This is a genomic window from Pseudomonas sp. TJI-51 (genome assembly GCF_000190455.2).
Taxonomy (GTDB): Bacteria; Pseudomonadota; Gammaproteobacteria; order Pseudomonadales; family Pseudomonadaceae; genus Aquipseudomonas; species Aquipseudomonas juntendi.
The window spans coordinates 150091-174499 of sequence record NZ_AEWE02000053.1 but is presented as its reverse complement, the minus strand read 5'-3'; the positions used below and the strand labels follow the sequence as shown (position 1 = coordinate 174499).

The 24409-nt window shown below is 57.5% G+C and carries 22 protein-coding genes and 1 pseudogene; 14 read left to right on the top strand and 9 right to left on the bottom strand.

Annotation, left to right across the window (positions count from 1 at the left end; genetic code table 11):
- Positions 1–171: 171 nt before the first annotated feature.
- Complete coding sequence (locus G1E_RS27565; RefSeq protein WP_009681399.1) at positions 172–306, bottom strand: type II toxin-antitoxin system Phd/YefM family antitoxin; 135 nt, start codon at positions 304–306, stop codon at positions 172–174.
- Between the two features lie 712 nt (positions 307–1018).
- Here G1E_RS27565 and G1E_RS27560 point away from each other — a divergent pair.
- The 4 genes from G1E_RS27560 (at position 1019) to G1E_RS12765 (ending at position 8002) form a co-directional block, all read left to right on the top strand.
- Positions 1019–2344, top strand: coding sequence for a site-specific integrase (locus tag G1E_RS27560; RefSeq protein WP_084728203.1), 1326 nt, complete (start codon positions 1019–1021; stop codon positions 2342–2344).
- Positions 2341–5583, top strand: coding sequence for a hypothetical protein (locus G1E_RS28310; RefSeq protein ID WP_143133045.1), 3243 nt, complete (start codon positions 2341–2343; stop codon positions 5581–5583). Before G1E_RS27560 ends, G1E_RS28310 begins: the two co-directional genes overlap by 4 nt.
- Positions 5580–6236, top strand: a complete 657-nt coding sequence (locus G1E_RS12770; RefSeq protein ID WP_009681396.1) for a hypothetical protein — start codon at positions 5580–5582, stop codon at positions 6234–6236. The genes G1E_RS28310 and G1E_RS12770 overlap by 4 nt, the downstream gene beginning before the upstream one ends.
- A 767-nt stretch (positions 6237–7003) precedes the next feature.
- Positions 7004–8002: a sensor domain-containing diguanylate cyclase gene (locus G1E_RS12765; protein ID WP_047149862.1), complete on the top strand. Its 999-nt coding sequence runs from the start codon at positions 7004–7006 to the stop codon at positions 8000–8002.
- 82 nt (positions 8003–8084) lie between these two features.
- Here G1E_RS12765 and lpdA read toward each other — a convergent pair.
- The 4 genes and pseudogenes from lpdA to G1E_RS12745 all read right to left on the bottom strand — a co-directional run bounded on the left by lpdA (position 8085) and on the right by G1E_RS12745 (position 13041).
- Positions 8085–9486: pseudogene (lpdA, locus tag G1E_RS12760) on the bottom strand (dihydrolipoyl dehydrogenase).
- A 2-nt stretch (positions 9487–9488) separates the two neighbouring features.
- A complete protein-coding gene (locus G1E_RS12755; protein ID WP_009684257.1) occupies positions 9489–10748 on the bottom strand; it encodes a dihydrolipoamide acetyltransferase family protein in 1260 nt (419 codons plus the stop codon).
- Entirely contained in the window at positions 10749–11807 is a 1059-nt protein-coding gene (locus G1E_RS12750; protein ID WP_009684256.1) for an alpha-ketoacid dehydrogenase subunit beta, read from the bottom strand. It abuts the gene before it with no gap.
- A 1-nt stretch (position 11808) separates the two neighbouring features.
- Positions 11809–13041, bottom strand: coding sequence for a 3-methyl-2-oxobutanoate dehydrogenase (2-methylpropanoyl-transferring) subunit alpha (locus G1E_RS12745; protein WP_029887003.1), 1233 nt, complete (start codon positions 13039–13041; stop codon positions 11809–11811).
- Positions 13042–13239: 198 nt separating this feature from the next.
- Here G1E_RS12745 and bkdR point away from each other — a divergent pair, with 198 nt between their 5' ends.
- Together bkdR and G1E_RS12735 are read left to right on the top strand one after the other, a co-directional pair.
- A complete protein-coding gene (gene bkdR, locus G1E_RS12740; protein ID WP_003254485.1) occupies positions 13240–13725 on the top strand; it encodes a Bkd operon transcriptional regulator BkdR in 486 nt (161 codons plus the stop codon).
- A 230-nt stretch (positions 13726–13955) separates the two neighbouring features.
- Complete coding sequence (locus G1E_RS12735; protein WP_009684254.1) at positions 13956–15296, top strand: MFS transporter; 1341 nt, start codon at positions 13956–13958, stop codon at positions 15294–15296.
- 171 nt (positions 15297–15467) lie between these two features.
- On the opposite strand, the gene G1E_RS12730 is transcribed toward G1E_RS12735, so the two are convergent.
- From G1E_RS12730 to flgA, 4 genes are all read right to left on the bottom strand, one after another.
- A complete protein-coding gene (locus tag G1E_RS12730) occupies positions 15468–16211 on the bottom strand; it encodes a flagellar brake protein (RefSeq protein WP_009684253.1) in 744 nt (247 codons plus the stop codon).
- Positions 16212–16290: 79 nt separating this feature from the next.
- Positions 16291–16758, bottom strand: a complete 468-nt coding sequence (locus tag G1E_RS12725; protein ID WP_009684252.1) for a flagella synthesis protein FlgN — start codon at positions 16756–16758, stop codon at positions 16291–16293.
- Positions 16759–16807: 49 nt separating this feature from the next.
- Complete coding sequence (flgM, locus tag G1E_RS12720; RefSeq protein ID WP_009684251.1) at positions 16808–17122, bottom strand: flagellar biosynthesis anti-sigma factor FlgM; 315 nt, start codon at positions 17120–17122, stop codon at positions 16808–16810.
- Positions 17123–17285: 163 nt separating this feature from the next.
- Entirely contained in the window at positions 17286–18038 is a 753-nt protein-coding gene (gene flgA / locus G1E_RS12715) for a flagellar basal body P-ring formation chaperone FlgA (protein WP_029887005.1), read from the bottom strand.
- 77 nt (positions 18039–18115) lie between these two features.
- Here flgA and G1E_RS12710 point away from each other — a divergent pair, with 77 nt between their 5' ends.
- The 8 genes from G1E_RS12710 (at position 18116) to G1E_RS12675 (ending at position 24383) form a co-directional block, all read left to right on the top strand.
- A complete protein-coding gene (locus G1E_RS12710) occupies positions 18116–19045 on the top strand; it encodes a chemotaxis protein CheV (protein WP_009684249.1) in 930 nt (309 codons plus the stop codon).
- 49 nt (positions 19046–19094) lie between these two features.
- On the top strand, positions 19095–19922 hold the full coding sequence (cheR, locus tag G1E_RS12705; protein WP_009684248.1) for a protein-glutamate O-methyltransferase CheR: 828 nt from the start codon (positions 19095–19097) through the stop codon (positions 19920–19922).
- Positions 19923–20246: 324 nt separating this feature from the next.
- Positions 20247–20657: a flagellar basal body rod protein FlgB gene (flgB, locus tag G1E_RS12700; RefSeq protein WP_009684247.1), complete on the top strand. Its 411-nt coding sequence runs from the start codon at positions 20247–20249 to the stop codon at positions 20655–20657.
- Between the two features lie 2 nt (positions 20658–20659).
- Positions 20660–21103 carry a flagellar basal body rod protein FlgC gene (gene flgC, locus G1E_RS12695; RefSeq protein WP_025340101.1) on the top strand — a complete coding sequence of 148 codons (444 nt, stop codon included), beginning with the start codon at positions 20660–20662 and terminating at the stop codon, positions 21101–21103.
- Positions 21104–21115: 12 nt separating this feature from the next.
- On the top strand, positions 21116–21817 hold the full coding sequence (flgD, locus tag G1E_RS12690) for a flagellar hook assembly protein FlgD (protein ID WP_009684244.1): 702 nt from the start codon (positions 21116–21118) through the stop codon (positions 21815–21817).
- 28 nt (positions 21818–21845) lie between these two features.
- On the top strand, positions 21846–23168 hold the full coding sequence (gene flgE / locus G1E_RS12685; RefSeq protein ID WP_009684243.1) for a flagellar hook protein FlgE: 1323 nt from the start codon (positions 21846–21848) through the stop codon (positions 23166–23168).
- Between the two features lie 131 nt (positions 23169–23299).
- A complete protein-coding gene (locus tag G1E_RS12680; RefSeq protein WP_029887006.1) occupies positions 23300–23482 on the top strand; it encodes a hypothetical protein in 183 nt (60 codons plus the stop codon).
- 160 nt (positions 23483–23642) lie between these two features.
- Positions 23643–24383, top strand: a complete 741-nt coding sequence (locus tag G1E_RS12675; protein ID WP_009684241.1) for a flagellar basal body rod protein FlgF — start codon at positions 23643–23645, stop codon at positions 24381–24383.
- Positions 24384–24409: the final 26 nt, after the last annotated feature.

The window sequence follows — 24409 nt, the reverse complement described above, 5'->3', positions numbered from 1 at the left end:
GGGCGGAGCCGGGGTTTGGTGCACGACAGCTGTCCTCGGAGGGGCGAGCCAGCAAATTTGCGGATTCAGGAAATCCCTGGAGCCTTCGCCACGCCTGACTTACAGCGCCTAAGCCTCCCATTTTCTTCGGATTTCTTTGCGGATTTCATTAGGCCACCAACCGCGCACGCGTCACGGCGCTTCAGGCGGCTCAAGCTTGCAGACCGGCTTTCCATGCCTAGTGATCACGAATGAATGGCCTTCCTGCAGGAGCCTCATGAGTCGCCTGAAGCGCCTTCTCGCCTGCGTTACGCTGATCACCTGCATCTCGACCTCTTCCTGTTCATGCGCCAGTTCAGCGACGTCTTGTTCTCGAATGGTCGCTCACGTAGTGCGATCTCACATTCACCGGCCCGTTACGCGTGTATCGCACGTGACCGCTCCGATAATGGCCGCTGATATGTTGAAGCGACAACCATTCAGGGAGGAATGACATCGCTTGGGTGTGGCACCGATACACCTTGGGCATGTGCTGTTGCAGGTACACCGCAAGCGAGTCTACTTTCACCTCGAAATTGTAGCCACATCAGTAGGCCTCGATAAGATCCCTGTCCCGGTGAAGGTAGTAGCGCTACAGCCAATCAGAATTCGGCGTCTCGTACCGGGGTTTTGCCAAATCTGGTGCCTCATACAGCCATGCATCAAACCCCTCTGTCCAGATCAGCAGCAGGGCCTCCCCAATGATAACCAGGAAGGTCGAATTTTTGAGAAAAGACTAGGCGCTCACCATGGAAAATTATTCAAATTTTGAAGATGCTCTAAGTCATCCCTTCTTAGTAAATGGTTCGAATTCTTTAGTGCTGTTGGTGAGCTGATGAGATGTTGATGTTTTTTTGGTAATGAAATATCAAGATTTTGAAGTCTGGCAATATAGTGGGAAAAGATATTTGACTTATTGACAATATGATCGTTTTTCGGTGCATCGCAAGCTTTGACAAGCGACTTTTTTTCGTAGTAGCTTGTCAAAAAAAGGGGCGTTATGAAGAATTTTTTACTAGCACGATGTGTTGTTGCGGGTGTCAATTGCTTTGCTATTGAGACAAAGGTTGGTCGAGTTAAAGTAAATGGCGTAGAGCAAACAAATCGCACTATGATCTCTGGTGGGCTGGCTGAGTTAACGGTAAAGACATATATCTCGGCGCTTGCTAAGTATTTGGATTTTGTAGTTGAGTACATTTCATGTCTTTTGCTTTTTGGCAGTAGTAGTGCTGGTGTTGATTTTGAGTATATTTTGGATAAATTCTTCGAGTCTTTGAGTGTTGGAGGATATTCGGAGGATCAGGTTTTGGCGGAGACATGCCGCCGGTTAAATAAAAGGCCAGTGAAGCGTAGAACTATAAATGTCTATAGGTCAGCGCTGCTTATGGTGTTTCAGGTGGCTGATAAGTATGAGGATGCTGAAGTATCCCTGTTTGGGCTGGATTCTGGGTTCGAGCCTTTTAAGTTTACAAGGCGGGTGAAGCTTAAGGGCTACGAAATCAGTAGGCTTGAAAGTGAGTCTTTTCTAGCAGGTTGCATACGTGGAAGTGTCTCAAGCAGGTTGGTAAATCAGCTTCCTAAGTATTATCGAGGGAGTGCTAAACACTTTGTTGGGGAACTCAGGCTAAATCGAGAAGACATACTAAGAGCGATCCCATTGATTAAAAATATTAGAGATCGTTGTGTCATAACTTTGCTGGCTGCAGGTGGTATGAGAATTTCAGAATGCTTGCAGCTGCTTCAACGTGATATTGATACAAAAAAACTCAAAGTTTTCTTACGGGATCCACGCGATCGCCTGGCTGTCTACTACGAAATGGGTCTCTCAGTTACACAGGTAAACTCTTTGAGATGGAAGGGTAGGTCAAGACCGGAAGTGTTTATGGTTGAACCATTTGCAACCATGTTTTGGCGCTACTATGCAGAATATCTCGTTTCTAAAGACTACCCGATATTTGATGCCAATGGTTTGTGGATTGCTCATGAGTTTGTATTCTGTTTGCAAAAGGGGCGAACGAAAGGGCTGCCGCTCTGTTTCGGTGATGAGGGGCTCATCAGGAAGTCCTTCAAAAGGCTATTCGAGAAGGTAGGGGTAGAGTGCGTGGCCCCACACGATCTTAGACACTGCTACGTATCATTTGTTGCGAATGAACTTGAAACTCCACAGGGTAAAGGGGAAGGGGTCGAAAAGACGTCGAAAATTGTTGGGCATGTAAATCCAGCAAGCACAGCCGTATATGATCACTTTAATCAGGATGAACTTACCGGACGTGCTGAAGAGGCTTATAGGAATATCGGGTATCACCCGGAGATGTTGAGTGAATGATCAATTTGACTAATGCTCCTGCATGGCTTGATAGTTATAATTACTCGGTGGAGATTGCTTGTGCGATAAGTGAGGCTTCGGAGTACCTTGTTCGTCGCTATCCTCCATCGAGAACGCTGACTTTCGAAAGTATAACTTCCACGCACGGCGGCGATGCAACGGAATTGTTCTTTTTGAAGCTCTTTAAGTATGCCCCTGGGTGTAATAATCGTCAATTTGACGAGAGTTGGATCGTTAATGCTTTCGAATTTGTCGTGGCGGCCAAGCAGGATTTGTCATCTGTTGATCTATCAGGCTTGTTTGATGTATCTCGAGAGCATTACAGGCGTTCAGCTTATACTGCTGTTCGGAAAGGTATTTGGCTAACCCTAGTGCTGCTGTATGGGAAGGGTTGTATTTCTTTGCCCGCAAGTTTTAAAGCCCTTTCTGTGATTGATGAATCCCTGCCCGGGGCTCAGCGAACAGATTTTGCATTTGAGTGCTATCCCGAGCTTATGAATTTCGTAGTTTCGGGCCGCTATAAGCTGTGTGAAAGTGAGTATTGGGCAGGTGTTGACTCCAAAGTTCGAGAGCGGGTAGCACAGTATGGAACAAGGCTTTTTTGGGTTCTTGGTGCTACAAAGCCAGAGCAGATTAATCTGGATGATGTAATCAAAGTTCATCTTCATTATATTGGGTCTAATGATAAGCTTGCTGCAGAGATTCCGACTCGTACTATAATGGGCTTTGTATGTCATCGTTTTGGAAGTCGGGTTGGATTTACTTATGAAGAATTCTGTAGAGAACTTGATGGTAAGCTTTTAGGGGCTAGGAAGAATTCTCAAGGGCTTTCAGATGTAAGCGGTGAGCTGTCGTCGTTAGATGAACTGTATGCAGAAATGCAGGCACTGGTGAAGCGGGATTATGCACCGTCAAGGCTAGGTAATTTTACCCCGAATGATTTTGGTGTTGAGGGTGTAGCAGCCTCTTTCGAATACTGGATGGTAAGTCAGAGAAGATTTATCGAGCGAAGAAATTATGAGCGTGAATTCGGAAGTGTGGGTGGAATAAGTGCATTTAACATGTATATGTTTGAGTTTTTGCCAAGGTGGTATGCATCGTTTGAATACGAGGCCGGTTATTCATATCCTTCGTCACCTGCAAAATTGTCGAGCATCTTCATTGCCCCGGCTGAGGCGGTAAATGGAGCTCCACCATCATTTTTGACTTTTTTAGATAGGCTTTTTAAACAGCCTGTGGTCAGCGCAGATACTGTCCACCTCCAACAGTTGTCTTATTATTTCAATTGGGTGGAAAGGAAGTATCAAGAGCATGAAGGGTATACAGGGTTTCGAAACCCTATTACAGCACTTGATAAGCGTAAAGTCGCACCGTCTAGTGAGAGCAACGCTCGGCCCTTCACTCGCTGGCAGTATTCCATGGCTTTGAATTATCTTGGCTGTATATTTTGTGCTATCAAGCTGATAAATCAAGCTATTCTTGATGGGGACTTGATGTTGTCGGATATTCAGTCATTCGAGCAAGTAGCACTTGCCCTTGGCTGGAATCCTAAGTTTTATTGTGGTGGGAGAGAATATACGGTATCCAGAATTCCCCGGGTCTTTTTGGAGAGATGGACAATTCCTGGAGACGGAGCGGTCTTGACCGTCATCTCTACTCACTACTTGGTGCATATTCTGACTGCGGTCGATAGTGGTTTGCGCCATCAAAGTGTCCGGTGGCTGTGCATTAATTTTGACCGTTATTTGGGCGAAGATTATGCTGATAATTCGGCCCATAAGATTTACGTGTCTACTGATAAAGTTTCGCAGAGCCCAATTGAGAGCCATGTTAGTACCCTAACTATCGAGGCGTTGAGGTTTCACAGGGATTTACGTGATTTGATTGATTTGCCTGTTTTTAAGCAGGAGATCTACTATAGGGGGAACGAGGAAACAAGAAAAGGAAAATTTATCCCGCTTTTTTCAAGGAATGTTGCTACTGGTCACCCTTTTAACGAAGTCTCATATGGTGAGGCGTATGTAAAATTTCTGATTGAGTTTCAGGTTTTTTTGAATGATTTTGGCGCGGACTGTAAATTGTTTGAGCTGAAGCCTGACGGGTACCACTACGGTGATAAAATAGAAGGAGATATTAGGGTTTCTACGCATTACGGTGTGTTGTATTGCCCGATTAGGCCTGTTACTGATATGACGCCGCACCATACCAGGTCAAGTACGGTAAGGGCTTGGAGGCGGTTTATGTCTGCTGAAGATGTTGGTAGATATAAAACTGGGCATAAGTCAGTTGCAGTAGTTAATTATTACGATAAAGTCTTGGAAGAAGACAGGGTTGAGTTGTCACAAAGGTTGAATAGAGATATTGACAACGTATGGGCCGGGGAGTCGATTAATGCGAGCTCGCCTATGTCAAACTTTAGAAAGTCAATACAGTTAAATCCTGCTAAAGCGATGGTGGATTTCGGATGTATAACATCTGCGCCAGTAAGTGGGAGTGAGGAAGTCGATGGTGTTGCTTTGATAACACGACAGCACCATTCCGGATTAGCTCATTTCTCTACACATATCTGTACAAGAAATGGTGTTTGCACTGAGGAGATGAAGCTAGAGGGTCTCGAGGATAGGTGTGGTATGTGTATTTATGCCGTAAAAGGTGTTGATAATCTACCCGCTATCGATGTGAAAATTAATTGCTTGACAGTTGAGGTCAGGGATCTTCATGACTATGCTGATTCTCTGTGTGAGAAAAATCAATATGAGTTGGCCAAGGTAGATGAGCGCCTGGAGGTTGTAGTTGCAGAATTGCTTGGCTGGATATGGTCTCGAGATCATCTGGTGGTTACAGCCAAGAATATGAAGGATTACGATGACAAGTTCTTTTCATTTAGGCCTGAAATTTTAGAGAGGAGTATGCGTCAGTTTAATTGTGATGAACGCTCTGTCGAGTACGTGCTTTCTCGGCTGTACCTTGATAGCCAGTTTCCATACTTGATTTCTGATGTTGTTAGGGCCAAATATCGGGCCCTGCAAGTTGCTCTAATGGGGAATCAATCTGGTGTGTTTGATATTTTTAATCGTGCAGTAGATTCGACTTCGGAATTTGTTGGGCAGATAAAGTCAATGCTCGATTTTCAAGGCATGAAAGTATCGGAGTTGGCTCGAGAATTAGAAGCTAAGCTTCAATGCTCGCAAGGGTATATTAATACCATTGGCACAGTATTGGTTGAGGATGAAGAGTGACTAATTTTAGGCAGAAGCCGTTGGGTATATGGCAAGAGGCTAAAGTTAGCCAGAAACAGAAAAGGATCAACGATATTTTACTTCAGATGAAGAAGTATCGTTATAAGCCCGGGCGTGTTACGGAGCTAGCTAGGGTTGTCGCGGATAGGCTTAATGAGTCTACTGCTGTTGGAGAATCGGCGGCCGCTGAGAAAATTTGTAGCTCAAGCTTGTTGAGAACTCGGGGGCCATATAGGAGGTATTTGGACGCATTTATGTTTGAGTATGGCGGCGCAACTGTAAAGGGTGGTTGCTCATACGGTGATGCGGTAGAAAAGCGTTACATTGCGTCTCTTGAGTTGCAGTTGGAGAACTCAAAGTTGCTGCAAGGTAGACTCCAAGAAGAAGTTTCCAGGTTGAAATCTAGGCAAACTCCTAATAATGAATATAGTCGAGATCAACTTGCCAGCGAGGCTGCGGTTAAGGTTGCGCAAATGGGGAAGGCTTGCACTGTTATTTTTGATCTTTTGCTGAGTACGGGTTATGTCAAGTATGATGAGTCTACAGGTGACTTGTTAGCAGTGGGGCGCTCGAGGAAAGTGGTTGTTTGTGCTAGGGATATTGCAGCTTACTTGAATTGGAGGTTTAAGCTGAGTGGTAAGTCTATTGAGTAAATGCGGTGCGGTAATATTGTGATTTTTAGTGTGAGGGATGACGTGAAAACTGGGTGCTTTCGTGACTTTTTGTGGGTTGCTATAGTTTGGCTTGATGTATTTTATGTCGTTTTTTGTTTAAAGTCTTGCGGGTTGTCTTTGATATTCAAGTATTTGTTTTTGCTTCCTGGTGTCATGCTTGCGTATGTTTGAATTGATTAACTGTATTTAAATAAAGGTAGTGTCATGGGTAAGTTATTCCTTTTAACTACGGGAATCACTAGGAGATACCTAAGCCGCTTCATTCTACTCACATGACTACATCTCACCAGCACTGGAGTCCAGGCTGCTGATTCGCGAGATACCACTGCGAACGGCTCGTTTTCCATCACTCTGATGAAGCCCCATGTAGGCCTATTGAGGGGTTCCCCGTGCATTGGCAGAACTTGTGAACATTTTCCGCTAGCTTTATGCAGTAGCTGCACAAAGCAGCCACTCGGTTTTACGGGGGTTCCAGCCAACGACGATGGATTTTTGGCCCGATAATGGTTCAATTCCTGCCTGGGACGCCATTTCCCCCTCTGTTTGCCTACCTCTCCAAAGCCCTGAGGCTTGCCCCCGATCAGGCCGTCATGGCCGGTAAAAATATACGCCGTTGGATCTCTTCCGGTCTCCCAGCGCCAGGCTTATGCTTGCCACTGACAGACATGATCTTGCCGCCTGCGGCAAACACATAATGTCGGCAGCCCCTTGATGGGCACGCAGTTGCTGGGCATCAGGGAGAGCGCATGAATCAGGAAACCAGGCCGGCGCCCGCCGGCTTCAGCGAGCAGCAGTTGCACACCTTGTTCGAGTTGGTCAGCGATGGCATCTGGGACTGGAACGCCAACACCGGCTACGTTTATCGCAACCCCGGTTGGTACGCCATGCTGGGCTATGCCAACCATTCCAAGGCCAACTCGGTATTCACCTGGGAAAGTGTGATCCATCCCGAAGACTACCCCCGGGTGATGGCGCATTTCGAGGCTTACATCGAGCACCGCACCGAGCGTTACCTTATCGAGTACCGTTGCCGCTGCCAGGATGGCAGTTACCTGTGGATCGAGGACACTGGCTATATCATCGACCGCAACGCCGATGGCTCGGTGGCACGCATGCTCGGTGCGCACCGCAACATTGACGCTGGCAAGCGCCTGGTTGCGCAGCTGCAACAGAAGAACCAATCACTGGAGAGCCTGGTTGCCGAACGCACCCGCGAACTGTCCTGGGTCAACCAGCAGTTGCAGCGCCAGCTGGATGAAAACCGCGAGCTGGCCGAACGCGATGCCCTGACCCGCGTCGCCAGTCGCTACCGGCTGGGAAAGGAGCTGCAACTGGAGTGTCAGCGCGCTCAGCGCTTTCGCCAGCCGTTGTCGCTGATTGCCATGGACATGGATGATTTCAAGCCGATCAATGACCGCTATGGCCACGCGCAGGGTGACAGGGCATTGGTGCAGGTGGCGGAAAACCTGCGCAGCTGCCTGCGTGATTTTGACCTGTTGGCGCGTTGGGGGGGTGACGAGTTCATCATCGTGCTGCCGCAGACCGCCCTGAGCGAGGCGTTGGACGTAGCAACGCGCCTGCGCCAGGCCGTACAGCGGCTGGAGCCGGTGGGCGACTGCCAGCTGACCATGAGCTACGGCGTGGTACAGCGGCGCGGCGGGGAAGACCAGGTCGAGCTGCTGGCGCGGGCGGACCAGGCGCTGTACCGGGCCAAGGGCAATGGCAAGAACGTCATAGCCGAGTAGCCTGTGCCGGCCCCGTGAGTAAAAAAAAGACCCGCGGCGCCTCACGGCGCAGCGGGCCAAATCGGCCTTGGCCGCTTCAGTGTCATATATGCAGGGCGTGCCCCAAGGCGCGCAGTGCCGCTTCCTGTACCGCCTCACCCAGTGTCGGGTGGGCATGGATGGTACCGGCCACATCCTCCAGGCATGCGCCCATCTCCAGCGACTGGGCAAACGCCGTGGACAGCTCGGAAACGGCCACGCCAACCGCCTGCCAACCCACGATCAGATGGTTGTCACGGCGCGCCACCACGCGCACGAAACCGCTTTTCGACTCCAGGCTCATGGCCCGGCCATTGGCAGCAAACGGGAACTGCGCGACGATGCAGTCCAGGCCCTGCTGGCTGGCCTGCTCCGGGGTCTTGCCGACTACCACCACTTCCGGGTCGGTGAAGCACACGGCGGCAATGGCTGCCGGCTCGAAACGGCGGGTTTTGCCGGCGATGATCTCGGCCACCATCTCGCCTTGGGCCATGGCCCGGTGCGCCAGCATCGGCTCCCCCCCCCCCNNGCACCGGCCCGCCAGCCACGTCACCGATGGCCCAGACATTGTGCATGCTGGTCTGGCAGCGCTCGTCGATGGCGATGCCGGCGCCGTTCATCTCCAGGTCCAGGCATTCCAGGTTGAAGCCGCGGGTGCGTGGTCGGCGGCCGACCGCCACCAGTACCTGGTCAGCCTCCAGGCGCAACTGCCCACCCTGGCCATCATTGGCCAGCAGGCAGCCATCTCGGTAACCCTCGACGGTATGGCCCAGGTGCAGGGCGATGCCCAGCTTTTTCAGCGACTCGGCCACCGGTGCGGTCAGTTCAGTGTCGTAAGTCGGCAGAATGCGCTCGCGCGCTTCCACCACGCTGACCCGCGCGCCCAGTTTGCGATAGGCGATACCCAGCTCCAGGCCGATGTAACCACCGCCCACCACCACCAGGTGTTGGGGCAGGGCTTTGGGTGCCAGCGCTTCGGTGGAGGAAATGACCGCGCCACCCAGCGGCAGCATCGGCAGTTCAACGCTGCTGGAGCCGGTGGCCAGTAGCAGGTGTTCGCACTGGATACGTTGGCCATCGACCTCGACCTGCTTGCCGTCGAGCAGCTTGGCCCAGCCATGCACAACCTTGACTCCGTGTTTTTTCAGCAAGGCGGCGACCCCGGTTGTCAGGCGGTCGACGATCCCGTCCTTCCAGGCCACGCTCTGGCCGATGTCCAGGCGCGGCGAAGCCACGCTGATGCCCAGCGGTGAGGCTTCGGTGTAGCGGGTTGCCTGGTGGAACTGCTCGGCCACGTGGATCAGTGCCTTGGACGGGATGCAGCCGATGTTCAGGCAAGTGCCGCCCAGCGCCTGGCCCTCGACCAGCACCGTGGGTATGCCCAGTTGCCCGGCGCGGATGGCCGCGACATAGCCGCCAGGGCCGCCGCCGATGATCAGCAAGGTGGTTTGTAGGGTTTGTTGCATGATCACTCCACGAACAGGCAGGCAGGTTGTTCGAGCAGGCCACGCACGGCCTGGATGAACAGGGCGGCGTCCATGCCATCGACCACCCGGTGGTCGAACGAGCTGGACAGGTTCATCATCTTGCGCACGACGATCTGGCCGTCGATCACCACCGGCCGCTCGACCATGCGGTTGACGCCGACGATCGCCACCTCCGGCGTGTTCACCACGGGCGTGCTGACGATACCGCCCAGCGCTCCGAGGCTGGTCAGGGTGATGGTCGAACCGGACAGTTCTTCGCGGTTGGCCTTGTTGTTGCGCGCGGCATGGGCCAGGCGCGTGATCTCGCTGGCGTTGGCCCACAGGCTGCCTGCTTCGGCGTGGCGCAGCACCGGCACCATCAGCCCGTTGTCCCCTTGCGTGGCGATGCCGACATGCACCGCACCATGGCGGGTGATGACCTGCGCTTCGTCGTCGTAGGTCGCGTTGATCTGCGGGAAATCACGCAGCGCCACCACCAGCGCACGCACCAAGAACGGCAGCAGGGTGAGTTTGCCGCGGCTGTCGCCGTGCTTGCTGTTGAGTTGCTGGCGCAGGGCTTCGAGGGCCGTGACGTCGATTTCTTCCACGTAGCTGAAGTGCGCGACCCGGCGCTTGGCGTCCTGCATGCGCTGGGCAATTTTGCGGCGCAGGCCGATCACCGGCACCTGCTGGCTGTCGGTGCGCTTGGCATAGCCATTCGGCGCCTGCCCAGTGCTGCTTTGCGGCTTGCTCATGAAGGCGTCGAGGTCTTCGTGCAGAATGCGCCCGGCCGGGCCGCTGCCATGCACGTAGCGCAGTTCGATACCCGCATCCAGGGCGCGCTTGCGCACGGCGGGCGAAGCCAGCGGCTTGTCGCCCGGCTGACGCGGCACGATGGGCGGGGTTTCGTGGTTGGCCGGTGCCTGGCAGGCGACCGGTTTCACGGGTTCCTGCGGCGCTGCCGGCGCAGCTGCAGTTTCCACCTGTACGGCCTGCGGCACATCCACATGGTTACCGCTGCCTTCCACCTCGATGCGGATCAGCTCGCTGCCGACCGCCATCACTTCCCCGGGTTGGCCGCCCAAGGCCAATACTTTGCCACTGACCGGCGAAGGGATTTCCACAGTTGCCTTGTCGGTCATGACATCGGCCACCACCTGGTCTTCGGCGATGGTGTCGCCGACCTTGACGAACCATTCCACCAACTCTACCTGCGCAATGCCTTCGCCAATGTCCGGCATCTTGATGACGTGCGTGCCCATTCAGACCTCCATGACCTTTTTCAATGCCGCGCCTACCCGCGAAGGCCCAGGGAAGTAAGCCCATTCCTGTGCGTGAGGGTAGGGGGTGTCCCAGCCGGTGACACGCTCGATTGGCGCCTCCAGGTGGTGGAAGCAGTGCTCCTGCACCAGCGACACCAGTTCGGCACCAAAGCCACAGGTGCGGGTGGCCTCGTGCACTACCACGCAGCGGCCGGTTTTTTTCACCGATGTGACAATGGCCTCGAGGTCCAGCGGCCAGAGGCTGCGCAGGTCGATCACTTCGGCATCGACGCCGCTCTCTTCAGCTGCCACCTGGGCGACGTACACGGTGGTGCCGTACGTCAACACGGTCACGTCATTGCCTGGCCGGGCAATGGCGGCCTTGTCCAGCGGTACGCTGTAGTAGCCGTCGGGCACGGCACTGTGCGGGTGTTTCGACCAGGGTGTCACGGGGCGGTCGTGGTGGCCGTCGAACGGGCCGTTGTACAGGCGCTTGGGCTCCAGGAAAATCACCGGGTCGTCGCATTCGATCGAGGCGATCAGCAGGCCCTTGGCGTCGTATGGGTTCGATGGCATGACGGTACGCAGGCCGCACACCTGGGTGAACATGGCTTCCGGGCTCTGGCTGTGGGTCTGGCCACCGTAAATGCCGCCGCCGCAGGGCATGCGCAGGGTCAGCGGGGCGATGAATTCACCGGCCGAGCGGTAACGCAGGCGGGCCATTTCGGAAACGATCTGGTCAGAGGCAGGGTAGAAGTAGTCGGCAAACTGGATTTCCACCACCGGGCGCAAACCGTAGGCGCCCATGCCTACCGCGGTGCCGACGATACCACTCTCGGAGATCGGCGCGTCGAATACGCGCGACTTGCCGTACTTGGCCTGCAGGCCCTCGGTGCAGCGGAACACGCCGCCAAAGTAGCCGACGTCCTGGCCGTACACCACTACATTGTCGTCGCGTTCAAGCATGACATCCATGGCCGAGCGCAGGGCCTGGATCATGGTCATGGTGGTGGTGGCCATGGCGGTTTCCGGGTTGATGCTGTTGTTGTGGTCGTTCATGTCAAACCCCCAGTTCCTGGCGTTGGCGGCGCAGGTGGTCGGGCATTTCCTTGTACACGTCTTCGAACATCGAGGCAGCGCTCGGGATGTGACCGTTGGCCAGGGTGCCGTATTGCTCGGCCTCTTTCTGCGCGGCGATCACCGCCGCTTCGAATTCGGCGGTGGTGGCCTGGTGTTCTTCTTCGGACCAGTGGCCGATCTTGATCAGGTGCTGCTTAAGCCGGGCGATCGGGTCACCCAGCGGGAAGTGGCTCCAGTCATCGGCGGGGCGGTACTTGGACGGGTCGTCAGAGGTCGAGTGCGGGCCGGCGCGGTAGGTGACCCACTCGATCAGGCTGGGGCCCATGCCACGGCGCGCGCGTTCGGCGGCCCAGCGCGAGGCGGCGTACACCGCGACGAAGTCGTTGCCGTCGACCCTCAGCGAGGCGATGCCGCAGCCCACGCCACGGCCGGCGAAGGTGGTCGATTCGCCACCGGCAATGGCCTGGAAGGTCGAGATGGCCCACTGGTTGTTGACCACGTTGAGAATGACCGGCGCCCGGTACACGTGAGCGAAGGTCAGGGCGGTGTGGAAGTCCGACTCGGCGGTGGCGCCGTCGCCGATCCACGCCGAGGCGATCTTGGTATCGCCCTTGATCGCCGAGGCCATCGCCCAGCCGACGGCTTGCACGAACTGGGTGGCCAGGTTGCCGCTGATGGTGAAGAAGCCGGCCTCGCGTACCGAGTACATGATCGGCAGCTGGCGGCCCTTGAGCGGATCGCGCTCGTTGGACAGCAACTGGCAGATCATGTCCACCAGTGACACGTCGCGGGCCATCAGGATGCTTTGCTGGCGGTAGGTGGGGAAGCACATGTCGGTGCGGTTCAATGCCAGTGCCTGGCCGCTGCCGATGGCTTCCTCGCCCAGGCTCTGCATGTAGAAAGACATCTTCTTCTGGCGCTGGGCAACCACCATGCGGCTGTCGAACACGCGGGTCTTGAGCATGGCGCGCATGCCCTGGCGCAGGACCTGCGGGTCGATGTCTGCAGCCCACGGGCCCTGAGCGTTACCTTGCTCGTCAAGGACGCGGACCAGGCTGTAGGAAAGGTCGGCGGTGTCGGCAGCATCGACATCCACAGGAGGCTTGCGGGCTTGACCTGCGTCGTTCAGGCGCAGGTAGGAAAAATCGGTCTGGCAGCCTGGCCGGCCGGTGGGCTCGGGCACATGCAAACGCAGGGGGGCGTACTCGTTCATGCTTTTTACGCTCGCTCGGGTATTTGTTTTTGTGAGCTTTGAAGCGGCCGCCGCTGAGTGCCGGCTTGTGACTGGCAGGTCAGCGTCACCTACATCTTAGTGGCCCGGCAGGAGAATTTTTCTCTCAAGTTGATTGCCTTTGCTGTGCGCGACAGATAAACATTCCGTATAACCAAAAAAAACCGGTGATTTTGTCTCATGCGCAAACTCGATCGTACCGATATCGGCATTCTCAACAGCCTGCAGGAGAACGCCCGCATCACCAATGCCGAGCTGGCACGCTCGGTGAACCTGTCGCCCACGCCCTGTTTCAACCGGGTGCGGGCCATGGAAGAGCTTGGCGTGATTCGGCAGCAGGTGACGTTGTTGTCGCCCGAAGTGCTGGGGCTGGATGTGAACGTGTTCATTCATGTCAGCCTGGAGAAACAGGTGGAGCAGTCGCTGCATCGCTTCGAGGAAGAAATCGCCGAGCGGCCCGAGGTGATGGAGTGCTACCTGATGACCGGTGACCCGGACTACCTGCTGCGGGTACTGCTGCCAAGCATCCAGGCGCTGGAGCGGTTTCTCGATTACCTGACCCGGTTGCCGGGGGTGGCCAATATTCGCTCGAGTTTTGCCCTGAAGCAGGTGCGCTATAAAACCGCCCTGCCGCTGCCAGCCAATGGCATGACCTTGCGCGAGTGAGCCATGCAGCGCCGTTGGCGTGGGAACTGTTGAACTGCGAATTCATCGAAGGCTAGGTCGCCAGCAGCCGTGCCAAACAGCGCGTGCTGGCAGTACCAGCCTGATCGCGACACCACCTGCACCGGACACGCCGCCATGGCGGCAAATCGCTCAAGGGGGCCTGCGCCGAGCGGGTTTTGCCCTTATGCTGCTAGCAGCCCGCCACCTGACCAGGGAGCTCCTCGGTACCTATGCGAAATGTATGGAAGCCGTTTCAGTCGTTGTATTTCGCCGCGCTGATGATGTTGATCGGCTCGGGTCTGCTCAGTACCTACCTCGCCCTGCGCCTGGCTGCCGACCACGTCGACAGCTTGTGGGTAGGTGCCTTGATGGCGGCCAACTACTTTGGCCTGGCAGTGGGCGGCAAGGTCGGCCACCGGCTGATCGGTCGGGTCGGGCACATACGCGCTTACGCCACCTGCGCCGGCATCGTTGGCGCGGCGGTGCTCGGCCATGGCCTGACCGACTGGCTGCCGGCGTGGGTCGGCCTGCGCATGATTGTTGGCTTGGGCATGATGTGCCAGTACATGGTCATCGAGAGTTGGCTCAACGAGCAGGCGGATGTGAAGCACCGCGGCGCGGTGTTCAGCGGGTACATGATTGCCTCGTACCTGGGCCTGGTGCTCGGCCAGCTGATTTTGGTGGTGCACCCGGCGCTTGGCCCGGAACTGCTGATGCTGGTGGCTATGTGCTTTGCGCTGTGCCTGGTGCCGGTGGCCATGACCCGGCGTATTCACCCGGCACCCTTGCGCCCGGCCCCGATGGAGCCGAAATTCTTCATCAAGCGCGTGCCGCAGTCGCTCAGCACCGTGCTCGGCTCGGGGCTGATCGTGGGTTCGTTCTACGGCCTGGCGCCGTTGTATGCCTCCAGCCAGGGCATGAGTACGGAGCAGATCGGTTTGTTCATGGGTAGCTGCATCTTTGCCGGCCTGCTGGTGCAGTGGCCGCTGGGCTGGTTGTCCGACCGTTACGACCGGGCGGTACTGATCCGCAGCGTGGCGGTGGGCCTGGCACTGTCGGCAGCGCCGTTGGCGGTACTGCCCAGCGTGCCGCTGGAGTTGCTGTTCGGCATCGGCTTCGTGATTTCGCTGTTGCAGTTCTGCCTGTATCCGCTGGCGGTGGCGTTTTCCAACGACCACGTGGAAAGTGAGCGGCGGGTGTCGTTGACCGCGATGCTGCTGGTGACTTACGGCGTTGGCGCCTGTATCGGGCCATTGGCGGCTGGCGTGCTGATGAAGGTGCTGGGCGCGCAGATGCTGTATGCCTTCTTCGTGTTCTTTGCGCTGGTGCTGGTGTGGCGCATCCGGCCGAAGGCGGTTACCGGCTTGCACCAGGTGCAGGACGCACCGCTTGGTCACGTGGCGATGCCGGCGGCCGGTTCGCCATTGTCGGCGGCCCTGGACCCGCGCGTGGATGAGCAGACCGTGCAGGATGTAATGCAGGCACCGGTGGCGGCAGAGGATACCGAGGCGGAAGAGAAGGGGGCCGAGCAACAGGCGCCCGAGGCTGAAGACGCGAGCAAGTCAGTGTAAGCCTGTGCTGGCCTCTTCGCGGGCTCGCCCGCTCCCACAGGGTCACTGCCAGCCTCGAGGGCAGTGCAATACCTGTGGGAGCGGGCAAGCCCGCGAAGGGGCCAGCACAGGAGAAACACAAACGAAAACGCCACCTCGAAAGGTGGCGTTTCTGCTTTAACCAGCCGACGGTCAATAGTCGTCTTTGTCGAACCGCCGCGCCTCACGCTGCAGCTGGTACACGAAACTCTCGACCTTGCGCTGTGCCGGGCCGCTGAGGTTGTGGAAGCGTACGCCGGCAAAGGTGGTGTTGATGCGCTCTTCGTAATGCAGGTGGCGCAGCTCGACCATGGTGTCGACCAGGCCCAGCGGGTTACCCGCCTTGAAGCGCTCATACACCTGGCCCAGTTGCAGGCGGCTTTCGACATCGCCCTCGAAGCGCAGTTTGCAGCCGGTGGCGGAGATGTCCAGCAGCTTGCCCCGCAGGGCACCGTTGCCTTTGAGGTGGGTACCGTCAAGGATCACGTCGACCAGTTGCGACAGCTTAAGCGCGGCGCGGAAGGCATTGCGGCGCTGGTGGTAGGTCATCTCGACTGGCAAGGGGCCGCTGTAGCAGCGGTGGCCGTTGACTTCGCTGATCTTCAGGGCGTGGTTGCATTCCCAGGCAATACGCACGCCGTCGTGGAAGCCTTCGACACGGAAGTGTTCACCGCTCTCGATGAACTTCTCGCCGTCACGGGGGATCATTTCATCCAGCGCCAGGGTGTTGCTTTCACGGTCCACGTGCGTCACGTAGCTCTGGAAGCGGTGGCTGCGGTCATGGAAGGTGATGATCAGCGGGTCGTGGCTTTCTTGCAGTTGCCGCAAGTTGGCCGCAATCTCCAAAGGGGTGCTCAGCACCTTTGGCGGTTGCGGGGCATCTGATTCATTGAACACGGCTTATCGTTCTCCAGGCAAAAGCGACTCACGCAAGTAACGGCATTTTGCCAGTATGTTCCGTGCCTTGATAGAAAAATCAGACTTGGCTGAGGGCGCGTGGCTTGCTCAGCAGCGATGTGCCGCCACGGCTGTCGTACAGCGACGGCGAGTCACCGCCGTGAAGGATGCGGATCTGGTTGCTGGTGACGTGCTGCTGCACCTGGATGATACGGCCATTGGTCTGGTTGACCTGTTGGCACTCATCCATCAGTTGCGCCAGCATATCCAGCCGCTGCAACAGCACATCACCGTGCGGCGACTGCGCGGCCATGGCCTGCACGCCGCTGCGGTCGGCACTCAGCCCCAGGCTGGCAAGCAACTGGCTGCGGCGCTGGCCATGCTGTTCGAGCAAGATGATCAGCGACTGCTTGCGCGCCAGGATCTGCTCCAGCAGCGGCATGTCGCGGCCGTGCAGGGCGATCGCTTCCTTGTGCAGAAGGTCTAGCAGTTCCTGCATCGGGGCAATGTCATCTTCGATCAGTTGCAGCAAAGTGGTGTCGTGCATGGCTAACTCTTGGCTTTTCTAGCGTCCGTGAAGTCAGCGCGCCGCTCGGTCAGCGCTGGGCTTCGAAATCAAGCAGTTTGCTGGCGACCCGGCCGGCATCGACCTGGTAGCTGCCGTCGGCGATAGCCTGTTTCAACTGAGCCACACGGGCGCTGTTGACCACCGGTTCGTCGCGCAGCTTGTCGCTGATCTTCTGCAACTGCTGGGCCTCTTGGCTGAGGTGTACCGCTTCTCCGCTGGCGCCGGTGTCTTTCACCGCTTCCTGGCTGGCTGCCGGTTTTTCGGCGCTGCCGGTGGCGCTGTTACCGCGCACGCCGCCCGTGACGGACGGAGAGTTATTCAAACGACTGAAGTCGATGACCATGATCAGAAACCTCTGGGTATTTGGACGCTTGCCTTGTTTTCGGCCAACCCGATAGAAACTTTAGGCACAAATGCGTTGCCGCCTGTCAGCAAGCTCGCCACCCGTTTTCTGACACAGTTTAGGAAATGCGGTTCCGCACCGCCAGCGCCTTCTGGCGATTGGTCTACATGCTGACCTCGACCTGGCCAGGGCCGGTGACCCTGGCCTTGACCACCCGTTTCGAATTGAGGTTGCGTACCCTTATCTGCTCGCTGAGGCCGCCCTTGCTCAGGGCTTCGCCTGGCATGCGCACGCTCAGGCTACCGCTGCGCGCCACGATGACCACCTGATCACCCTTGCGCACCACCTCGGCCTGCTCCAGGTGCTGCGGGGTGAGCACCTGGTCGATCACCGTGGGGCGCAGCATCTTCATGCCCACGGCTTGGTCCAGTTCGCTGAGGAAGCCCTGGCCCAGGGTGCCGACATCCCGTTCGCGCAGGGCCACGTCGCCTTCACCAACGACGTTGTCACGCTTGAGCGGGCGGGTTACCACCACCACGTCGCGGAACAGCCGCACCGTGGCGGGAACGAATACCGTCCACGGCGCGGCGCCATTGCAGCGCACCCGCACGGTCACCCGGCCCAGTGGCTGCGCGGGGCTTTCCAGCGAGGCGTCCAGTTGCTGGCTGCACAACGGCATGCGCAGGCGCGGGTCCAGCGAGCTGACCTCGATTTCATAGCGGCCGGCGGTCTGGGTACTGGTCAGATAATCTTCGACGGTAAATTCAAGAAACCCTTGGGTGACACCGATAAGCTGTTCAGGCAAGGTGAACGCGTCCGCTAGCGTGCGAACGCCGGGCATCAGCAGGCACAGCGTGGCCAGCGAGCCAGTCAGCAGGCGCGTCAATCGTCGGAAAAATGTCGTTTTCGTGTACATGACGCTCAAAAAAGCAAAGCCCGTGCCGACTCACTGTTCGAGTTGCAACGTAAGGCTGAAATGTTAAGGAGTCTGGCATGGCGGGTGTGATGGATTCGGTCAACCAGCGCACGCAGCTGGTGGGGCAGAATCGCCTGGAGTTGCTGCTGTTCCGCCTCAATGGCGAACAGCTTTACGGCATCAACGTATTCAAGGTCAGGGAAGTGCTGCAATGCCCTGCGCTGACCCTGCTGCCCAAGGCGCACCCGGTGGTGCGCGGGGTGGCCAACATTCGTGGGGCGACCATCCCGATCCTCGACTTGTCGATGGCGACCGGGCTGCGACCGCTGCAGGAAGACACGCGCAAGAGTTTCGTGATCATCACCGAGTACAACACCAAGACCCAGGGCTTTCTGGTGCATTCGGTCGAACGCATCGTCAACATGAACTGGGAAGAGATCCACCCACCACCCAAGGGTACCGGCCGGGACCACTACCTGACCGCCGTCACCCGGGTGGATAACCGCATGGTCGAGATCATCGACGTGGAGAAAGTGCTGGCCGAGGTGGCACCTTCTTCCGAATCGGTATCGGCCGGGGTGGTCGATGCCGAGGTACAGGACAAGGCCGTGCTGCTGCGGGTGCTGACCGTCGACGATTCGTCGGTGGCACGCAAGCAGGTCAGCCGCTGCCTGCAGACCGTCGGGGTGGAAGTGGTGGCGCTCAATGACGGCCGTCAGGCCTTGAACTACCTGCGCCAGCTGGTAGAGGAGGGCAAGAAGCCGGAAGAGGAGTTCCTGATGATGATCTCCGACATTGAAATGCCGGAAATGGACGGCTATACGCTTACCGCGGAAATTCGCAGTGACCCGCGCATGCAAAAACTGCACATCTGCCTGCATACTTCGCTTTCCGGGGTGTTCAACCAGGCGATGGTCAAGAAGGTCGGCGCTGATGACTTCCTGGCCAAGTTCAAGCCGGACGACCTGGCCCAGCGGGTGGTCGACCGGATCAAGGCAGCGCATTGAAGCAGCCGGGGCAAGCCCTGGCACCAGTGATTGAAAAGAGGCGGCAGTAGTGTCTACGGGTAATTTGGATTTCGAACAGTTCCGGGTCTTCCTGGAGAAAGCCTGTGGCATCCTGCTGGGGGAAAATAAGCAGTACCTGGTTTCCAGCCGTCTCAACAAGCTGATGGAGCAACAGGGCATCAAGAGCCTGGGTGAGCTGGTGCAGCGCATCCAGACCCAGCCGCGCGGCGGCCTGCGCGAGCAGGTGGTCGATGCCATGACCACCAACGAGACCTTGTGGTTTCGCGACACCTATCCGTTCGAAGTGCTGAAGAACAAGGTTATCCCCGAGTTCATTCGCAACAACCCTGGGCAGCGGCTGCGCATGTGGTCCGCCGCCTGCTCGTCGGGCCAGGAGCCGTATTCCATCTCGATGGCCATTGACGAGTTCGAGCGCAGCAACCTCGGCCAGCTGAAGATGGGTGCGCAAATCGTGGCTACCGACCTCTCCGGTACCATGCTGACCAACTGCAAGACCGGTGAGTACGACAGCCTGGCGATTGCCCGCGGTTTGTCCCAGGAGCGCCTGCAGCGTTATTTCGACCCCAAGGGGCCTGGGCGCTGGGCGGTCAAGCCGGCGATCCGCAGCCGCGTCGAGTTTCGTGCCTTCAACCTGCTCGACAGCTATGCCAGCCTGGGCAAGTTCGACATCGTGTTCTGCCGCAACGTGTTGATCTACTTCTCGGCGCAGGTGAAGCGCGACATCCTGCTGCGTATTCACAGCACGCTGAAGCCGGGTGGCTACTTGTTCCTCGGCGCCTCGGAGGCGTTGAACGGGTTGCCGGACCATTACCAGATGGTGCAATGCAGCCCGGGGATTATCTACCAGGCCAAGTAAGCAGAAGGCCGGCGACGAAAGTTGCCGGCCTTTTTGTTTGCCTGTACCGCCTTCAGGCTTGCATGGCCCCTGTGGGAGCGGGCATGCCCGCGAAGAGGCCGGCTCAGGAAAACCCTGACGTCAAATTTTTGTTTTGCCGCTTTTGCCAACCGGCAATTGCCGCTTTCACTGCCAAAGGCGGAAGGCCTTTGCCGCTTTTCTGGCATCACGCTGACAGCATGCCGCGCGCATACCCTATATTTTCGGGGGGCAGGGGGGGTTGGCACAGCCCTTGCTATAGCTTGCTCAACAAAACTCCGGTCAACCTCTGAAGGTTTCCCCGATATGAGCATCAGTTTCGACAAGGCGCTTGGCATTCACGAAAAGGCCCTGGGCTTCCGCGCCCAGCGCGCCGAAGTGTTGGCCAACAACATTGCCAACGCCGACACGCCCAACTACAAGGCGCGTGACATGGACTTCTCTTCGGTGCTCGCCGCCGAAACCAGCAAGCAGCAAAGTGGCCGCTTTGCCATGGAGCGGACCAACAGCCGGCACATCGAAGCCGAAGGCCTGGCCGTCGCTGCTGACGACACGCTCAAATACCGCACGCCGCTGCAGCCTTCGATCGACCAGAACACCGTCGACGCGCAGATCGAGCAGTCGAACTACACCGAAAACGCCATTGGCTTCCAGGCCAGCTTCACCTTGCTCAACAGTAAATTCAAAGGGCTGGTTTCAGCCCTGCGGGGAGAATGACCATGTCCCTTTCCAGTGTCTTCAATATTGCCGGTAGCGGCATGAGCGCGCAGAACACGCGCCTGAACACCGTCGCTTCCAACATCGCCAACGCCGAGACAGTCTCGTCGAGCATCGACCAGACCTACCGCGCTCGCCATCCGGTGTTCGCCACGACCTTCCAGGATGCACAGGCTGGCGGCAGCCAGTCGCTGTTCGAGGACCAGGGTGAAGCCGGGCAGGGCGTGCAGGTAAAGGGCATCGTCGAAGACCAGAGCAACCTTGAAGCCCGCTACGAGCCGAACCACCCGGCGGCGAACAAGGACGGCTATGTCTACTACCCGAACGTCAACGTGGTCGAGGAGATGGCTGACATGATCTCGGCCAGCCGCGCGTTCCAGACCAACGCCGAGCTGATGAACACGGCCAAGAGCATGATGCAGAAAGTGCTGACCCTGGGGCAGTGATAGGAAGCCGACATGACCACCACCAATTCCACGACAGACGCTGGCAGCGCGTACCTCACCTCGCTGCAGAAGCAGACGTCGAAAACCGACAGCTCAACCGGTGCTGCCGGCAGTGCACTGGGCAAGGATGCGTTTCTGCAGTTGCTGGTAACCCAGATGCAGAACCAGAACCCGCTCGACCCGCAGGAAAACGGCGAGTTCGTCGCCCAGTTGGCGCAGTTCAGCAGCCTGGAAAGCATGCAGTCGCTCAATGATGCAGTGACCTACATCGCCGCTGGGCTGCAGTCTTCCCAAGCCCTGCAGGCTTCTTCCCTGGTGGGGCGCAATGTGGTCGTGCAGACCGACAAAGCCGTTGTCGACACCAGCAAGGACCTGCGAGGTTCGGTCAACCTGACCTCGTCCAGTACTTCGACTTCGGTGGGCATCTACGACAAGGACGACAAGCTGGTGCGCACCATCGACCTGGGTACCCAGAAAGCCGGCAGTATCGACTTTACCTGGGACGGCCTGGACGATGACGGTGAAGTCGCGGCTGCCGGGACCTATACCTTCAAGGCCACGGCCTCGATCGATGGCCAGGCCACCAGCATGACCACCAACCTGCCAGCGTCGGTGACCAGCGTGACCATGGGTACCAACGGTTCGGAAATGATGCTCAACCTGGCCGGGCTGGGCAGTGTTGCGCTTTCCAAAATTCAAAGCATCGGCATCTAGGGCCTGAGCAAAACGACAGGAGTTACACATGTCTTTCAACATCGGCCTTAGCGGCCTCTATGCAGCGAACAAGGCCCTTAACGTTACCGGCAACAACATTGCCAACGTCGCCACCACCGGTTTCAAATCGTCGCGTGCCGAGTTCGCCGACCAGTACTCCAACTCCATTCGCGGTACCAGTGCCGGCAAGAGCGTGATCGGCACCGGCGTCAAGACCGCCGCGGTTTCCCAGCTGTTCACCCCGGGCAACATCAATGCCACCGGCCAGGCGCTGGACATGGCCATCGATGGCAACGGTTTCTTCGCCCTGAATGACAACGGTTCGAAGATCTACACCCGTGCCGGCGCGTTCTACAGCGACAAGGAAGGCTATGTGGTCAATGCCGGCGGGGCAAACCTGCAGGGCTATGCGGTCGGTGAGGACGGCAAGATCATCCAGGGTGTTCTGACCGACCTGCAAATTGACACGTCCAACCTGACGCCAAAGCCGACCAGCCTCATCACCGAGAAGATCAACCTCAACTCGGGTGCCACCGCCCCGTCGGTCACGCCGTTCGATCCGACCAACGCCAGTTCCTACAACTTCACCTTCAATACCCCGGTGTATGACAGCCAGGGCAACGAACACCAGATGAATCAGTACTTCATCAAGGACGACGTTACCAATACCTGGTCCATGCACACCACCATCGATGGGCGCAACCCGGCTAACCCGGCTTCTACCACGCCCTTGGTCAACGCCGTGCCGTTCAAGTCCGATGGCACGCTGGACAAGGACGCCATGGCTGCGGGTGACGTGGTCGGCGGCCTGAGCATTGGTGAAGACAAGATCTTCCAGCTCAACGACTGGATTCCGGCGCAGAAAAATGCCGCTGGCGAGTGGTCGGCCAATGGCGCCGTCGCCAACGCCGATGGCGTCAAGCTGGACATGCTCGGCGCCACCCAGTACAACGCCTCATCCGCTGAAATCGCCAAGACCCAGGACGGCTTCGCCACAGGCGAGCTGTCCGGGTTGAGTATCGACCAGAACGGCTACCTGTTCGCCAGCTTCACCAACGGCAAGGACAAGGTGATCGGCCAGGTGGCGATTGCCAATTTCGCCAACCTGCAAGGCCTGACGCCGATTGGCGGCACCAACTGGAAGGAATCCTACGCCTCGGGCGTGCCGGTGATCGGCGCCCCTGATACCGGTACTTTGGGTCAGATTACGGGTGGCGCGTTGGAAGATTCCAACGTCGACCTGACCGGCGAGCTGGTCAACCTGATCAAGGCGCAGAGCAACTACCAGGCCAACGCCAAGACCATTTCCACCGAAAGCACCATCATGCAGACCATCATCCAGATGACTTGATGATGCCTGGGGCTGCACAGCAGCCCTGCGCGACACAAGGCTGCGCCTACAGGTGATCGCGATTCCCTGGAGGCGCAGCCTTTATCGCGATGGGCCGCAAGGCGGTCCCACATTCTGAAAGGTTGACGCTCATGACAAGGCTAATGCTGATAGCCCTGCTGGCCATGACTTTGCCGCTTTCGGCCGCTCCCGCCCCGTTCTACTTATGGCAAAGCCTGGTCACCGGCCGCTACCTGTGTGTGCCCCACAACCCGGGCAAGGGCTGGGTACGCCATGCCGGCCCCTACAACAACGCAGCTTGCCGCAGCCATTGAGCCTACCTTGCCGCAGGCGGCAATTATCCGCCGACAAACTGACGGTTACTGCCCCGTGGCACGCTGCAAGCCCCGTAAACCGGCTGTTTCAGACTTGGTTCGATTATTGCTTTGAACCTGCCCAGTGACAGCGCGGCAGCGACGCGCAGAAGGAGATACTGTGGACAAGTTGCTTTATGTGGCCATGACCGGTGCCAGCCAGAACGCGCTGGCGCAGAAGGCCCACGCCAACAACCTGGCGAACGTTTCCACCAATGGTTTTCAGCGCGACCTGGAACAGGCCCGCTCGATGCCGGTGTTCGGTGACAGCTTCCCGGCGCGCGCATTCGCCATGACCGAACGGCCTGCGACCGATTTTACCCAGGGGCCCCTGGTGGAAACCGGCCGTGACCTGGACGTGGCGGTGACCGGCAACGGTTTCATCGCGGTACAGGCCCCCGACGGCAGCGAAGCCTATGTGCGCACCGGTAGCTTGAACATCGATGCCCTTGGCGTGCTGCGCGCCGGCAATGGCATGCCGGTGATCGGCAACGGTGGCCCGATCGCCGTACCGCCCGAGCAGAAGGTGGAGGTCGGCGCTGATGGCACCCTCAGTATCCGCTCCATGGGCGAAGACCCGCGGGTGATTGCCGAGGTTGACCGCATCAAGCTGGTCAACCCCGACATCAAGGGCCTGAAGAAGGGCCTGGACGGCCTGATCCACACCACGTCCGGCCAGCCGGCCGATGCCGACGTGAATGTACGGGTCGTGTCGGGCTTTCTGGAAGGCAGCAACGTCAACGCGGTCGAGGAAATGACCTCGGTGCTGGCGTTGTCACGCCAGTTCGAACTGCACGTCAAGATGATGAACACGGCCAAGGAAGGCGACGAAGCCATGGCTCGGGTTTTGCAAATCGGCTAATCACTTTTGAACGCGTGCCGTAAAAC

Bases quoted from the DNA above. Each gene is read 5' to 3' on its own strand.
- G1E_RS27565 (WP_009681399.1), bottom strand. From the start codon at position 306: ATGCAGGTGATCAGCGTAACGCAGGCGAGAAGGCGCTTCAGGCGACTC.
- flgC (WP_025340101.1), top strand. From the start codon at position 20,660: ATGTCCCTTTCCAGTGTCTTCAATATTGCCGGTAGCGGCATGAGCGCG.
- G1E_RS12680 (WP_029887006.1), top strand. From the start codon at position 23,300: ATGACAAGGCTAATGCTGATAGCCCTGCTGGCCATGACTTTGCCGCTT.
- flgE (WP_009684243.1), top strand. From the start codon at position 21,846: ATGTCTTTCAACATCGGCCTTAGCGGCCTCTATGCAGCGAACAAGGCC.
- G1E_RS12735 (WP_009684254.1), top strand. From the start codon at position 13,956: ATGCGAAATGTATGGAAGCCGTTTCAGTCGTTGTATTTCGCCGCGCTG.
- flgD (WP_009684244.1), top strand. From the start codon at position 21,116: ATGACCACCACCAATTCCACGACAGACGCTGGCAGCGCGTACCTCACC.
- G1E_RS12725 (WP_009684252.1), bottom strand. From the start codon at position 16,758: ATGCACGACACCACTTTGCTGCAACTGATCGAAGATGACATTGCCCCG.
- G1E_RS12745 (WP_029887003.1), bottom strand. From the start codon at position 13,041: ATGAACGAGTACGCCCCCCTGCGTTTGCATGTGCCCGAGCCCACCGGC.
- G1E_RS28310 (WP_143133045.1), top strand. From the start codon at position 2,341: ATGATCAATTTGACTAATGCTCCTGCATGGCTTGATAGTTATAATTAC.
- G1E_RS12710 (WP_009684249.1), top strand. From the start codon at position 18,116: ATGGCGGGTGTGATGGATTCGGTCAACCAGCGCACGCAGCTGGTGGGG.
- G1E_RS12750 (WP_009684256.1), bottom strand. From the start codon at position 11,807: ATGAACGACCACAACAACAGCATCAACCCGGAAACCGCCATGGCCACC.
- G1E_RS12755 (WP_009684257.1), bottom strand. From the start codon at position 10,748: ATGGGCACGCACGTCATCAAGATGCCGGACATTGGCGAAGGCATTGCG.
- flgA (WP_029887005.1), bottom strand. From the start codon at position 18,038: ATGTACACGAAAACGACATTTTTCCGACGATTGACGCGCCTGCTGACT.
- bkdR (WP_003254485.1), top strand. From the start codon at position 13,240: ATGCGCAAACTCGATCGTACCGATATCGGCATTCTCAACAGCCTGCAG.
- G1E_RS12765 (WP_047149862.1), top strand. From the start codon at position 7,004: ATGAATCAGGAAACCAGGCCGGCGCCCGCCGGCTTCAGCGAGCAGCAG.
- flgB (WP_009684247.1), top strand. From the start codon at position 20,247: ATGAGCATCAGTTTCGACAAGGCGCTTGGCATTCACGAAAAGGCCCTG.
- flgM (WP_009684251.1), bottom strand. From the start codon at position 17,122: ATGGTCATCGACTTCAGTCGTTTGAATAACTCTCCGTCCGTCACGGGC.
- G1E_RS27560 (WP_084728203.1), top strand. From the start codon at position 1,019: ATGAAGAATTTTTTACTAGCACGATGTGTTGTTGCGGGTGTCAATTGC.